Source organism: Mesorhizobium sp. C416B (assembly GCF_030323165.1).
Classification (GTDB): Bacteria; Pseudomonadota; Alphaproteobacteria; order Rhizobiales; family Rhizobiaceae; genus Mesorhizobium.
In genome coordinates this window covers 4,149,680-4,163,664 of sequence record NZ_CP100471.1, presented here as the reverse complement: position 1 = coordinate 4,163,664, position 13,985 = coordinate 4,149,680, and the positions used below count along the sequence as shown (strand labels likewise).

General features: G+C 64.4%; 9 protein-coding genes and 1 pseudogene. 4 read left to right on the top strand and 6 right to left on the bottom strand.

Features of this window, described 5'->3' with window-relative positions; translation table 11 throughout:
- Nucleotides 1-98: 98 nt before the first annotated feature.
- A complete protein-coding gene (locus NLY43_RS20280; RefSeq protein ID WP_023712027.1) occupies nt 99-1,265 on the top strand; it encodes an MFS transporter in 1,167 nt (388 codons plus the stop codon).
- An 11-nt stretch (nt 1,266-1,276) separates the two neighbouring features.
- On the opposite strand, the pseudogene NLY43_RS20275 reads toward NLY43_RS20280, so the two are convergent.
- The 4 genes and pseudogenes from NLY43_RS20275 to NLY43_RS20260 all read right to left on the bottom strand — a co-directional run bounded on the left by NLY43_RS20275 (nt 1,277) and on the right by NLY43_RS20260 (nt 7,614).
- Nucleotides 1,277-2,559: pseudogene (locus NLY43_RS20275) on the bottom strand (MFS transporter).
- Nucleotides 2,556-2,930: a hypothetical protein gene (locus NLY43_RS20270; protein WP_155923829.1), complete on the bottom strand. Its 375-nt coding sequence runs from the start codon at nt 2,928-2,930 to the stop codon at nt 2,556-2,558. Before NLY43_RS20270 ends, NLY43_RS20275 begins: the two are co-directional and overlap by 4 nt.
- 15 nt (nt 2,931-2,945) lie before the next feature.
- Nucleotides 2,946-5,150, bottom strand: coding sequence for a TonB-dependent receptor (locus NLY43_RS20265; protein ID WP_023713435.1), 2,205 nt, complete (start codon nt 5,148-5,150; stop codon nt 2,946-2,948).
- 280 nt (nt 5,151-5,430) lie between these two features.
- Nucleotides 5,431-7,614, bottom strand: coding sequence for a primosomal protein N' (locus tag NLY43_RS20260; protein ID WP_023712030.1), 2,184 nt, complete (start codon nt 7,612-7,614; stop codon nt 5,431-5,433).
- Between the two features lie 90 nt (nt 7,615-7,704).
- Here NLY43_RS20260 and fsa point away from each other — a divergent pair, with 90 nt between their 5' ends.
- Complete coding sequence (fsa, locus tag NLY43_RS20255; protein WP_023684088.1) at nt 7,705-8,361, top strand: fructose-6-phosphate aldolase; 657 nt, start codon at nt 7,705-7,707, stop codon at nt 8,359-8,361.
- Nucleotides 8,362-8,450: 89 nt separating this feature from the next.
- On the opposite strand, the gene NLY43_RS20250 is transcribed toward fsa, so the two are convergent.
- Both NLY43_RS20250 and leuS read right to left on the bottom strand, forming a co-directional pair.
- Nucleotides 8,451-9,047, bottom strand: a complete 597-nt coding sequence (locus NLY43_RS20250; RefSeq protein WP_023712031.1) for an LPS assembly lipoprotein LptE — start codon at nt 9,045-9,047, stop codon at nt 8,451-8,453.
- Nucleotides 9,034-11,661 carry a leucine--tRNA ligase gene (gene leuS / locus NLY43_RS20245; protein ID WP_023712032.1) on the bottom strand — a complete coding sequence of 876 codons (2,628 nt, stop codon included), beginning with the start codon at nt 11,659-11,661 and terminating at the stop codon, nt 9,034-9,036. The genes NLY43_RS20250 and leuS overlap by 14 nt, the downstream gene beginning before the upstream one ends.
- A gap of 148 nt (nt 11,662-11,809) precedes the next feature.
- Between leuS and NLY43_RS20240 the strand changes: the two genes are divergently transcribed.
- Both NLY43_RS20240 and NLY43_RS20235 read left to right on the top strand, forming a co-directional pair.
- Nucleotides 11,810-12,472 (top strand): YggS family pyridoxal phosphate-dependent enzyme, encoded by a 663-nt coding sequence (locus NLY43_RS20240; RefSeq protein ID WP_023712033.1) that lies wholly within the window; start codon nt 11,810-11,812, stop codon nt 12,470-12,472.
- A gap of 420 nt (nt 12,473-12,892) precedes the next feature.
- A complete protein-coding gene (locus tag NLY43_RS20235) occupies nt 12,893-13,942 on the top strand; it encodes an aldo/keto reductase (protein WP_023700208.1) in 1,050 nt (349 codons plus the stop codon).
- Nucleotides 13,943-13,985 lie beyond the last annotated feature (43 nt).

Genomic DNA, 13,985 nt, shown 5'->3' with positions numbered 1-13,985 from the left:
ATAACTGCATGCATTGCATTTATACGTTGTCGTCTTTAAACATTTCTGTTGATTATCTATTCTGAACAAGAAATAAGCTTGGTCTTGTGACGACCCGTATGAAAAATCGATCTTCGCTTCTGCGCCGCCTGGCAACCGCGGTCTCGGCAATCGGGTTCGGCCAGTCGGCCTTCGTATCGCTCGTTCCCCTGGTGATGGAGCGGCTGAGGCTCGACACGTTTGCCATCGGCGCGGCAACTGCTGTCGGCGCGGCGGCCTTTCTGGTCGGCTCGCCGCTGTGGGGTCGCATGGGCGAGCGGCTTGGCCATGCCAGGCTGCTGCGCTTGCTCGGCCTCGCCATGCTGGCCGGCCAGGCGGTGTTCGCCATTCTGCTGATAGCCGGCACGGGAGCCGCGCTGGGCATCGCTTTGCTGATGCTTTCGCGAACCGTGTACGGTTTTGCCGCGTCCGGCGTCATGCCGACGGCGCAGGTCTGGGCCAGCCGCTCGGTTGCCGATGACAGGCGACAGGCCGCGCTGGGACTGCTTGGCGCCGGCGTCAGCATGGGGCGGCTGGCCGGCGCGCTGGCGGCAACGGCTGCCGTCCTGTCGCCGCTGCTGCCGCCCATCCTGTTCCTGTTCAGCCCGCTGTTGCTGTGGCTCGCGCGGGGCAAAGGGGAAGCCGGCGGACGGACCGACGGCAGGGCGGCCGACGTCGGCCGTGGAATATCGCCCTTCGATCGCCGCGCTCTGCCTTGCCTGGCGATGGGCTTGTGCCTGACGCTCGGCTTCGGACAGGTGCAGATGATGCTCGGCCCGATGACCCAGCAGCGTTTTGGCCTTGGTGCGACGCAGGCCACGACGTTGACCGGCCTGGCCCTGATGCTGGTCGCCGTCGTCATGGTTCTGGTCCAGGGACTGCTCATGGCGCGCCTGCGGCTGGCGGAGCGCAACAGCGTCATCGTCGGCTGTCTCATGGTTTGCGTCGGCATGACGGCGCTGGCCGTCACGGCCAGCCATGTTGCCTCGGCAGCGTCTCTGGTGGTGGCGGCGGCCGGCATTGCCCTGGCGACACCCGGCTACACCGCCTGGCTGATGAAGCGCCTGGAGCCCGGCGAGCAGGGCGCGGCGGCCGGCTGGCTCACCAGCACCCATGTGCTCGGCCAGAGCATCGGCGCATTGGCCGGCGGCTTCGCCTTCACGCTCTGGCCCTTTGCGCCGCTGGCCGGCTGCGCGGCGCTGGCTCTGGCCGCAGCCGGTCTTGCAGCCATGGTTCATAAGCACTAGCGAACCCGCACTCATTCGGCGACCTTCGGCAGCGGCATCGGCGTTCCTGGCTGGGTCTTTGCGGCATCGGCGAAATGGGCATTCAGCATGCGATAGGTCGCCACCACGGCGATGCCCGACAGCACTGTCGCCAGGGTGAACAACGCGGAGTAGCCGAGCATGTCGGCAAGGCGGCCGGCAAGCATGGAGCCGACGAGGTAGACGATGAGCTGGGCGCAGGACAGGATGGTGAAATCGGTGCCGGGTTGGTCCGACGACGTGACGGACATGAACAGGCTGTAGAGCGCCACGATCTCCATGTAGCGCACCAGCGTCTGCAGGAACGAGGCGCCGAAGATCGGCCAGAAGCCGGCGATAGCGCCGAAAGCGTGCAGCGCGAAGATCAGAAGCAGATGGTTCGCAGCGCGCCGAGCAGGCCGAGCACCGAGGCGGCGCCCCTGTTGTGCAGCAGCCACGCCGCCAGCGCCGAGCCGCCGAGCCCGACGGTGAGCGCGGCACCGCCCGAGAGATAACCGATGATATCGAGCGGCACGCCGGCATCGACGAGATAGGAGCCTTCCATCGACTTCACCAGCCCCTCGCTGGCGCGGTAGATGAGCGCGATCCACAGGATCTGGCGTGCCTCCGGCCGGCGCAGAAAGCGCAGGATCGAGGGGCGGTCGATGGCCGCCTGCGGCGCGCTGGCGACGGGATCGGTCTCGCGCATGGCGAAGGCGGCGACCAGCGGGATGATGGACAGCGCGGCCACCATGGCCACCATGGTTTGCCAGCCGGCATGATGATAAGCCAACAGGCCGAGCGTGCCGCCGAGAACGACGCCGAGCGCGACGGCGCCGCCCTGGATCGCATTGCCGATCGGCCTGTCCTTCGGGTCGAGATATTTGGCCGCGTAGCCGTCGGTGGCGATGTCCTGGGTCGACATCAACAGGCTCACGACAAGGCCGACGGCAAAGATCCCGGCGACATCGGTCGGCTCGATCCAAAGCATGGCGGCGATGCCGGCGATGACGCCGATCTGGGTGATGATGACCCAGCCGGCGCGATGGGCGCGGGCCATTGGCCGAAAGCGGTCGACCAGCGGCGCCCAGAGGAATTTCAGCACCAGCGGCAGCATCAGCAGCGCCATCGAGCCAATGGCGGTGCGCGACACGCCCTGCTCGCGCAGGATCGGCGGGATCGCCGCGGCAAACAGATAGCTCGGGATGGCCTGCGCCAGATAAAGGCAGGCGAGAACGACGAAAAGCCGCAGGCGCGAAAGCCCGGCGGGCGCCGGCCGGTCTGCGTCGGCGCTCATTTGACATAGTCCTTCGGTGCGTAACCGTTCAGGAAGGCGCCGGCCTCCGCCCGGCTGCGGGTGACGAGCACTGGAAAGCCGAACAGGCTTTGCCAGACGCGCTGCATGTTCTCGTCGGCGGCGGGGCGCACCAGCGCACAGGCGCGGCAGGCTTTTTCGAGCTGCTCGCGTTCCGCCTTGTACCAGAGGTTTTGCGCCTTGCGCTGGGCGTCGCTCAGCGCGATCTCGATGCGGATATCGACCAGGAGCACGAACGGCTCCCGTTCCTGCGAAAGGCGGCCGAGCGCCTCGATATAGCGCGCGCCATCCGCCGGATCGGCTGGCGCTTCTGCCAGCAGCGAGACTAATGCACCGTTTCGTTGGAGAGACACCGCCACCGCCGCCCCTCAGAATGTGATCTGGTAGGACAACGCAACCGAACGTCCCAGACCCGGAACGTCGGCGCCGCGGGTCGCCGATGCGGAAGGGTTGATGTAGTAGGTGTCGAACACATTGCGCACGGCAAGGTTCAGCACACTCTCATTGGCGAACGTCTTCGAGACTGCAAGATTGACCAGTGCTGCACCGTCCAGTTCCTGGGTGGCGATGCGGTCGCGCCCGGAAAACAGCTCCAACTCGCTGCGCAGGGTCAGCTCGTTCTCGAAACGGGTGGTGAGATAGACCAGGCCCTTGTAGGTCGAGGGGATACGGTTGTTGGGCAGATATTCGTTAGCTTCGATGTGGCCGTCGTGATCCGCGTCGTATTTGCCTTCGACATAGCCGACCGATCCGCCCAGCGTGAACATGCCGCTGAGGTCTGCCTCGAGATTGGCTTCGACCCCCCAGATACGTTCCTTCTGCTGCGATACCCGGTTGTTGACGATGTCGTAGCTGACGCCGTTGTCCGAGGTCGACAGATAGGTGCTGACGCCGCCGCGATAGTCGCCCCAATCGCCGCGCAGACCGGCTTCCCAGGTGTTCACCAGCTGGGGTTCAGGCGCGATATCGGCATAGCTGATCGCGTAATCCGGCGCGTTGGTGCATGGCAGCAGCGGCCGGATGGCGGTGCCATAGGCGTCGCAGGTTTCGGCGTTGGAGTTCAACCCGGCCCGGCGGGTGAAGCCGCCAATGTCGGTCAGGCTGTAGCCTTGCGAGAAATTGCCGAAAAGCTGCATCCTTTCGGTCAGATCGTAGACGGCGCCGGCGTTGAAGGTGACGGCGTCGTAGTCGAACGAGCCGCCGGTCACCTGGATCGCCGGCAGGCCGATAATGTTGCGGCCGAGCAGAACGGCAGCGGCAGGCCGGGTGAAGTCTTCAACATTGAGATAAAACTGGTCGTAGCGCGCGCCGCCGCTGATGCGAAAGCGATCCGTCACCGGAATTTCGCCTTGCGCAAACAAGGCAACCGAGTTCTGGGTCGTGGGCGAGATGGCGTCCTGACCGTTGGTCAGCTGCTGATCGGTGGCATCGAAGACGTAGTCGGCGCCCCAGGTCAGCGTGCTGCCCTGAGTGATAAAGTCCATCGGCGTGTTGACGGTCAGGTTGACGCCGCTGCGCCGCGATTGCAGCGCCGTCTGGTTGAAGTCGGCGGTCGGGTCCGTACCCGGCGGCAGGATCACCGGCCGCGTCGGGTTCGTCGGTAAATACACCTGGCTGTTGACGGCCGAGAATTTGGTAAAGGGCGACTGCTTGAAGATGTCGTTGTAGAACGCCTTGACCTCGAGGTTTCCGAGCGCGAAGTCGCTGTCGGTGTATTTGGCGGTCAGATATTTCGTATCTTCCTTCAGCGGCTTGCCTTCATAGGGATCGCCGAAATCCGGGGAGACGGGATTGGTCGTGTAATCGGTGAACCAGTCCGGCTTCTGGTTGGCATAGGTCCAGTCGACGCTGGCCTCGAAGCGCCTGGAATCGAACTGGTAGCCGGCCACGCCGAAGAGATTGCCCCTGCCGGTGCGGTCGCCGCCGCCTTGCCCAAGCATGGCGTCGGAAGCCACCTCGTTGCCGTGGCCGTCATAGGTGCGGCGCGACAGATCACCGGACGCCGAGAAGAAATAGTCGAAATCGCCTTTCTTGCCCTCGACTGAGACACTGGTGCTTGGCCCGGCCGACTTGCCGGGGTTTTCGGTGAAGGCGGTGACGCCGGTGCGCACCGTCACCTTCGGCTTGTCGCTGTCGCCGCGCTTGGTGATGAAGTTGATCGTGCCGCCGGTGGCGCCGGCGCCATAAAGGCTGGACGCGCCATTGATGACTTCGATGCGCTCGACCGAATTCAGGTCGATCATCGACAGGATGCGTGAGACGTCCCGCAGCGGTGTGTTGCGCGGCACACCGTCGACCATGATGAGAACGCTGCGGCCGCGGAAGGTTTCCGAGGCGCCCGAAATGGTCTGGTTGCGCGGCGCGTAGCCGGGAACGATGCGGCTGATCAGCGTCGCGGCGTCGATATTTTCCTGCGCGGCTTCCTCGACCTGCTCCTGTTCCACGACCTGGACAGACTGGGCGACGCTGGAAATCGACCTTTCATTGCGGCCGGTGACCAGTATCTGATCGAGCACGGTGGCTCCCTGCTGGTCCGTCGGAGCGGCTTCCTGGGCAAATGCCGCGCCTGCCATAATCGACGAACCCAAAGCCGATGACCAAAGAAGCGTACTGAAAAATCTGCGCATGATGTCCCCATCCATGCCCTGGTCCCCAGCGCCAGAGCGGAAAGGCCCAGTTATAATTCATGATAAAACGAGTCAACATTTATTTTGTGGCTTTTCAAATCAGGATTAGTCAGCGAACGGATGGGAGCCGGGTACATGAACGGCGCGCATTTTAGCCGGCACTAAGATGCTGAGTTTTCTTGACAAACGGCTTACGGGCGGCCGGCGGCGGCGTCAGCCTTTGTGCTTACAAGAAGCTCTGCGGATCGATGTCGACCTGCACGCGGACCGAGCCGCGCTGCTTCGGCCCTTCGGCCAGCATGGTGCGGATGAAGCCTTGGATGTCGGCGCGCTTTTCACCCTGGATCAGCAAGCGGAAACGATGGCGCCCACCGAGCAGCGACAGCGGCGCCTCGGCCGGACCGAGCACGAACAGGTCGCTGGCCTGGGGTGCTGCACGGCGCAGGCCGCGCGCGTGGCCTTCGGCCTCGGCCCGCGTTACCGCACTGACGATGACGCCGGCAAGCCTGCCGAAGGGCGGCAGGGCTGCCCGTTCGCGCTCAGTGATCTCGCGTTCGTAAAAGGCCTCGGCATCGCCCGAGACGATCGCCCGCATCACCGGATGGTCCGGCTGGAAAGTCTGCAGCAGGCCGAGGCTCTTCTTGCCGGTGCGGCCGGCGCGTCCAGTCACCTGGCTGAGCAATTGGAAGGTGCGCTCAGCGGCGCGCGGATCGCCATTGGCGAGGCCGAGATCGGCATCGACGACGCCGACCAGCGTCATGTTGGGAAAGTTATGGCCCTTGGCGACCAGCTGCGTGCCGATGACGATGTCGGCCTCGCCATTGGCGATGGCCTCGAGCTCCAGCCGCAGCCGGCGCACCCCGCCCATCAAATCGGATGACAGGACGATCGTGCGCGCGTCGGGGAAATGCGCCACGACTTCTTCGGCTATCCGCTCGATGCCCGGCCCGCAGGCCACCAGATGGTCGAGCGTGCCGCATTCCGGACAAGCCTCTGGCCGCTTCTCATTGTGCCCGCAATGATGGCAGACGAGTTGGCCGCGAAAGCGGTGCTCGACCAGCCAGGCCGAACAGACCGGGCAGCCGAAGCGGTGGCCGCAGACGCGGCACAGCGTCAGCGGCGCGTAGCCGCGCCGGTTGAGGAACAGCAGCGACTGTTCCTTCTTCTCCAGCGTACGTTGCATCTCACCGATCAGCAGCGGCGACAGAAACCCCCCGCGCGCGGGCGGCGCGCGCCGCATGTCGATCGATTTGAGATGCGGAAGCGCCGCCTCCGCGAAGCGGGCAGAGAGAACCGCTCTATCGTATTTACCTTGGCTCGCATTGACCCGGCTTTCGACCGACGGCGTCGCCGACGCCAGCACCACCGGGAAGCCGCTGATATGGCCGCGCACCACCGCCATGTCGCGGGCATTGTAGAAGACACGGTCCTCCTGCTTGTAGGCAGGGTCGTGCTCCTCGTCGACGACGATCAGCCCGAGCTCGCGGAACGGCAGGAACAGCGCCGAGCGTGCGCCGGCGACGACGCGCACGCCGCCTTCCGCCACCTGTCGCCAGACCTTTTCGCGCATTCGGGGCGGCAGGTCGGAATGCCATTCCGCCGGCTTGGCGCCGAAGCGCTGCTGAAAGCGTTCCAGGAAGGCATGCGTCAGCGCGATCTCCGGCAAAAGGATCAACACCTGCTTGCCCTGGTCGAGGGCTGCCGCCACCGCCTCGAAATAAACTTCCGTCTTGCCCGAGCCGGTGACGCCGTCGAGCAGCGTGACGTTGAAAGCAGCGGCCGCGACATTGGCGCGCAGCATGGCGGCCGCGTCTGCCTGGTCCGGCATCAGCTCCGGCATGGCGTAGGAGGGATCGGGCGCGGCGACCACCGGTCGAGGCGGGATCATCACCGTCTCGAACACGCCTTGCACCTTGAGCCCCTCGACCACCGTCGACGACACGCCCGCCGCGTGCGCCAGGCCGGATCGCGTCCAGGCAAGCCCCCCTTCCGCCGTCTCCAGCACGCGCGTCCTGGCATCCGTCATCCGGTCGGGCATGACGAGGGTCCGCTGCAGGCCCTCGATCCATGGTTCGGGATCGAACGCCTCCGGCGCGCGCAACAGCATGCGCGCCACCATGCCGGGCGGCGACAGCGTGTATTGCGCCAGCCAGTCGACGAAGCGGCGCATGCCGCGGTCGATCGGCGGGCAGTCGAAGACCTGTTCGATCGGGCGCAGCTTTTTGGCGTCGATATTCTCGACCGCACCATCCCAGACGATGCCGGCAACCTGGCGCGGACCGAGCGGCACGCGCACGATCGAGCCCGGCACCACGCGCACGCCGGCAGGCACAGCGTAGGTGTAGGGCCGTTCGGCCGGCATCGGCACCAGCACCGGCGCGGCTGCGACAAAGGGCGAATCTTCGATCATCGGGCGTGACCTTGCCCCGACTTTGGTCTAGATCAAAGGGCAACCCGGAATGTGCATGGCATGCACATGGAAATCTTTCAGGAGACCCCCATGAAATTTTTTGTCGACACCGCTGACATCAAGGACATCAAGGAACTGAACGACCTGGGGCTGCTCGACGGCGTGACCACCAATCCCTCGCTGATCCTGAAATCCGGCGGCAAGATCGCCGAGGTCACCAAGCAGATCTGCGACATCGTCAAAGGCCCGGTTTCGGCCGAGGTCGTTGCGATCGAATACAAGGACATGATGGCCGAGGCCAACATCCTGGCCAAGATCGCCGACAATGTCTGCATCAAGGTGCCGCTGACGCTCGACGGCCTGCGCGCCTGCAAGACGATCCGCACCGAGATGAACCGCATGGTCAATGTAACGCTGTGCTTCTCGGCCAACCAGGCGCTGCTGGCGGCCAAGGCCGGCGCCTCGTTCATCTCGCCCTTCGTCGGCCGCGTCGACGATACCGGCGCGGACGGCATGGAACTGATCCAGGAGATCCGGCAGATCTACGACAATTACGATTTCGACACCGAGATCCTCGTCGCTTCGGTTCGCACCGTGAACCACGTCAAGCAGGCAGCCCTGATCGGCGCCGATGTCGTTACCGCGCCGGCCGCGACGCTGAAGGCGCTGGTCAAGCACCCGTTGACCGACAAGGGCCTGGATCAGTTCGCTGCCGACTGGGCCAAGACCGGCCAGAAGATCGGCTGAGATCGGTTCGATACAAACGAAAAAAGGCCGGGAAACCGGCCTTTTTGTTGCGGACTGCTAAAAGTCTAGTTGGCAGCGCCAGGGAATGCTCAGGCCTTCTTGCCGTGCCTGACCAAGTCCTGGGCGACGGACAGGCTCACCATTTCAGCCAGTTCACGCGCGGCGCGGTTCTCAGCGTCGAGCTGCGCCCGGTAGGAAGCGAACTCCTGCGTCGGCTTGTCGAAGGATGATGGGATCGACCGCTTGCCGGTGGCGATCACCACGCCGGTCCTGGCATCGGTCAGCACATAGTTTGCGGTCAGCGTCACCGTGCCTGCCGTCGGCTCGTCTTCGTCGGTCTGGATCTGCACCACCGCGGCCGATTCGACCAGTTCGGTGACGCCGAGATCGAGCATGTAGACCGGCGCCGGCGGCTCGCCGGCACCCTGGCCGAAGGCGAAGATCAGATTGTTGCGGACCTGCTGGGCATAGCGGGTCTTGACCGGCTTGACCGCGATCGAGGCGAGCTCCGCCGACGCGCTGACAGTCGAGCCTGCCGTCAGCGGCGCGCTCGAATAGAGCGGCCTGACCGTGCAGGCCGAAACCAGCGTCATCGAGGCCACCAGCCCGCAGAGCGCGGTGCGGCGCAGCACATGCGTCGTCTTTCCGAAGTCAAGCCCCGTCTTTTTGAAATCAGGCAACGACATTGACGATCCTCTGCGGCACGATGATCACCTTGCGGGGCGCCTTACCTTCCAGCGCTTTCTGCACGAAGTCGAGAGCCAGAACCGCTTTTTCGACCGCACCTTGGTCCGCGTCGCGGGCAATTGTCAAATCGCCGCGCTTCTTGCCGTTGACCTGAACCGGCAGCACGATCTCGTTGTCGACCACCAGTGCCGGATCGTAGACCGGCCAAGGCCGTTCGGCGACCAGATCGGTGCCGCCGAGCGTGTGCCAGCACTCTTCAGCCAGATGCGGCATGACCGGCGCGACCACATGCACAAGGATCTCCACCGCCTCGCGGCAGGCGCCTTTCAGCGCCGCGTCGGCCTTGCCCTCGGCGACGTCGTTGAGCGGCGCGGTCAAGGCATTGGCCAGTTCGTAGATGCGGGCGATGGCCCGGTTGAAGCCGAGCTTCTCGATATCCTCGCCGATAGCCTTCAGGATCTTGTGCGCGGCCTTGGAAACGGCCCCCGCCTCGCCCTCCGGCGCCGCCTGCGGCTTGGCGCCGTCAAGCGTCTCGGCGGCAATGGACACCAGGCGCCAGACACGCTGGATGAAGCGATGTGCGCCGGCGGCGCCATCGTCCGTCCATTCGACGTCGCGCTCGGGCGGCGAATCCGACAGCATGAACCAGCGTGCGGTGTCGGCGCCGTAGCCGTCGGTGATGTCTTCCGGGCTTACCGTATTCTTCTTCGACTTCGACATCTTTTCGAGTGAGCCGATCGCCGCCTCTTCGCCGGTGGCGATCTCGATGGCGCGGCGCTTGCCGCCGACATCCTCGATCCTGACCTCAGCCGGCGACAGCCAGCGGCCATTGTTCGACGCACCGCCGACGCGGTAGGTCTCATGCACCACCATGCCTTGCGTGAACAGGCCCTTGAACGGCTCGGCCAGGTCGAGATGCCCGGTCGCGCGCATGGCGCGGGTGAAGAAGCGCGAATAGAGCAGATGGAGGATCGCGTGCTCGATGCCGCCAATATACTGGTCGACGGCCAGCCAGTCATCGGCAGCCTTCGGCTCCGTCGGCTCGTTGGTCCAGGGCGCGGTGAAGCGCGCGAAATACCAGGACGAATCGACGAACGTGTCCATCGTGTCGGTCTCGCGGCGCGCATCCTTGCCGCATTGCGGGCACTTCACATGCCGCCAGGTCGGGTGGCGGTCGAGCGGATTGCCGGGACGGTCGAACTCGATGTCGTCGGGCAGCTTGACGGGCAGGTCGGCCTTCGGCACCGGCACGACGCCGCAATCCTCGCAATGGATCATCGGGATCGGGCAGCCCCAGTAGCGCTGACGCGAAATGCCCCAGTCGCGCAAGCGGAAGTTCACCTTGCGCTCCGCCATTGGCCGGCCGCCGATGGTCTTCTGCTCCAGGAGCTTTGCCACCTCGTCGAACGCCTGCTCCGGCTTCAGGCCGTCGAGGAAACGCGAATTGATCATCACGCCGTCATCGACATAGGCCTCTTCCGTGACCTGGAAGGTCTTGGCGTCGGCATCTTCCGGCATCACCACCGGGATCACCGGCAGGCCGTATCTGTTGGCGAAATCGAGGTCGCGCTGGTCGCCCGACGGGCAGCCGAATATGGCGCCGGTGCCGTATTCCATCAAAACGAAATTCGCGACGTAGACCGGCAGGGTCCACGAGTCGTCGAACGGATGCACGACGCGGATGCCGGTGTCGAAACCTTTCTTCTCGGCCGTCTCCAGTGCGGCCACCGACGTGCCCATATGCCTGATTTCGTCGATGAACTTGGCCAGATCGAGATTGGTCTCGGCGGCCTTCCTGGCCAGCGGATGGTCGGCGGCAACCGCCATGAACGACGCGCCGAAAATGGTGTCGGGCCTGGTCGTGTAGACCTCCAGTTCCTTCGCATCGCCAACCGGAGCGGCCAGCGGCCAGCGGATCAGCAGCCCTTCCGAGCGGCCGATCCAGTTCTGCTGCATCAGCTTGACCTTTTCCGGCCACTCGCCGAGACCATTCAGCGAGTCCAGCAGGTCCTGCGCGTAGTCGGTGATCTTGAAGAACCACTGCGTCAGCTCGCGCTGTTCGACCAGCGCGCCCGAGCGCCAGCCACGGCCGTCGATGACCTGCTCGTTGGCGAGCACCGTCATGTCCTCCGGGTCCCAGTTGACCTTGGAGGATTTGCGCGTCACCAGCCCCTTTTCGACGAAGTCGAGGAACAGCATCTGCTGGCGGTGGTAATAGTCGACGTCGCAGGTGGCGAACTCACGCGCCCAGTCCAGCGACAGGCCCATCATCTTGAGCTGCTCGCGCATGGCGGCGATGTTGGCGTAGGTCCATTCCTTGGGATGGACCTTGTTCTGCATCGCCGCGTTTTCGGCCGGCATGCCGAAAGCGTCCCAGCCCATCGGGTGCAGCACGTTGAAGCCCTTGGCCCGCTTGTAGCGCGCCACCACATCGCCCATCGTGTAGTTGCGGGTGTGGCCGATATGGATCTTCCCCGAGGGATAGGGGAACATCTCCAGCACGTAGTATTTCGGCTTTGGATCGTTGTTATGCGCTTCGAACAGCTTCTTTTCGGCCCAGGCCTTCTGCCATTTGGGCTCTGACGCGCGCGGATTGTATCGTTCGGTTGCCATCGGATGATTTTCACTTAAAAGCAGGCGCAGACCGCCGGACAAGGCCCGGTGGCCAAGGTAAATGTCGTCGCGGTGTTCACCATGGATTGCCGGACCCGTCAACTGCGGCGAGCCGGCCAAGACGATTAAAGACAGGCAGGATATGGACATGGCCAGCGCCGTCGAACAGTTTTTCGCCGTCAAGACGAGGATCGCTGCCGCCGAGCGCGAGGCCGGCCGCGACGCCGGTTCGGTGACGCTGGTTGCGGTGTCGAAGACTTTTGAGGCCGACGTCATCCGCCCGGTCATCGAGGCTGGCCAGCGCGTCTTCGGCGAAAACCGCGTGCAGGAAGCGCAAGGCAAATGGCCGGCCTTGAAAGCGGAATTCCCTAATATCGAACTGCATCTGATCGGCCCGCTGCAGTCGAACAAGGCGAGGGAAGCCGTCGCTCTCGCCGACGTCATCGAGACCGTCGACCGCGAAAAGATCGCCGCCGAACTCGCCAAGGAAATCGTGCGCCAGGGCCGCACGCCGAAACTCTACGTCCAGGTCAATACCGGCTCGGAGCCGCAAAAGGCCGGCATCGAGCCGCGCGACGCCGTCGCCTTCGTCGCCCGCTGCCGCGATGTCCATGGCCTCGCCATCGAAGGCCTGATGTGCATCCCGCCGGCCGACGAAAACCCCGGCCCGCATTTCGCCCTGCTGGAAAAGCTCGGCAAGGAAGCCGGGGTCGCAAAACTGTCGATGGGCATGTCCGGCGACTTCGAGACCGCCATAGCCTTCGGCGCCACCAGCGTCCGCGTCGGCTCGGCGATTTTTGGGAGCCGGTAAGCCAATTTCGACGATATACGATTGGCAGCGGGCGATCGTGCTTTCGTCATCCTATGGCGAAGCAAGGAGCGAAGCGACGCGGCGCAGACCATAGGATCCATGCCGCGACATCTGAGCTCCGCTGCAGTGAAGAATTTCTGCTCCGCCGCGCCCTTTGGTCAGGGTCGCGGCATGGATCCTCGGGTCTTCGCGACGCCGCTCCGCGGCTGCTCCGCCCGTGGATGACGAAGTGAGAAACGTTTCGGCTAATCTCCAACGTTTCCGTTCCGAGCAATTATGATCCACCGGACAACCCCAGCGAATGCCCGGCGTGGCTAAGGTTCCATGATGCCAGACGCGACGCGTCCATTGCGCCATCACTGGAAACGAAACGCGCCGTTCCTATTTGCTTGGCGTCATCACCAATCTGCTGGAGCCACCATGCGCTACAATCAACTCGGAAATACGGGGATGTTCGTCTCGGAACTCTGCCTCGGCACAATGACCTTCGGCGCCGCCGGCGAGAATGCCCAATGGGGTCTGATCGCCAGCCTCGACCAGAAGGGCGTCAACGACATCGTTGGCCGTTCGATCGCCGCCGGCGTCAATTTCTTCGACACCGCCGACGTCTACTCCTTCGGCCAGTCCGAGCGCCTGCTCGGCCAGTCGCTCAGGGATCTCGGCGTCAAGCGCTCGGACGTCGTCATTGCCACCAAGGTGCATGGCGCCATGGGCCAGGGCCCGAACGAGCGCGGCTCTTCGCGAGGCCACATCATGGATTCGGTCGAGGGCAGCCTGGAGCGGCTGCAGCTCGACCATATCGACCTCTATCAGTTGCACGGCACCGATACGGTGACGCCGATCGACGAGACGCTACGGGCACTTGATGACCTGGTTGCCAGCGGCAAGGTTCGCTATGTCGGCGTCTCCAACTGGCAGGCATGGCGCATCGCCAAGGCTCTGGGCATTGCCGAGCGCAAGGGGTTCTCCCGCTTCGAGACCATCCAGTCCTATTACTCGATCGCCGGCCGCGATCTCGAGCGTGAGATCGTGCCGCTCATCAACGAGGAAAAGCTCGGCCTGATGGTCTGGTCGCCGATGGCCGGCGGCCTGCTGTCGGGCAAATACGGTCCCGGCGCGCCCGGCAATGGCGAGGGCCGCCGCGCCGCCTTCAACTTCCCGCCGGTCGATGAGGACCGCGCCTGGGCAGCCGTCGCCGTCATGCGCGACATCGCCAAAAAGCACGATGTCAGCGTCGCTACGGTCGCGCTCGGTTATGTCCTGGCCAAACCTTTCGTCATGAGCGTCATCATCGGCGCCAGCCGCATGGAGCAGCTCGAGCAGAACCTAGCCGCGGCCGAGGTGAAGCTCGACGCCGACGATCTCGCCAAACTGGATGAGGTCAGCGCGCTGCCGGCCGAATATCCCGGCTGGATGCTGGAGCGTCAGGGCGCCGGTCGCCGCCCGGCGCCGTTCACCCCGAAGAAATAGTCATCGCTGTCGCCTGATGCTTGGGGGGTCATCTGGCTCCCCA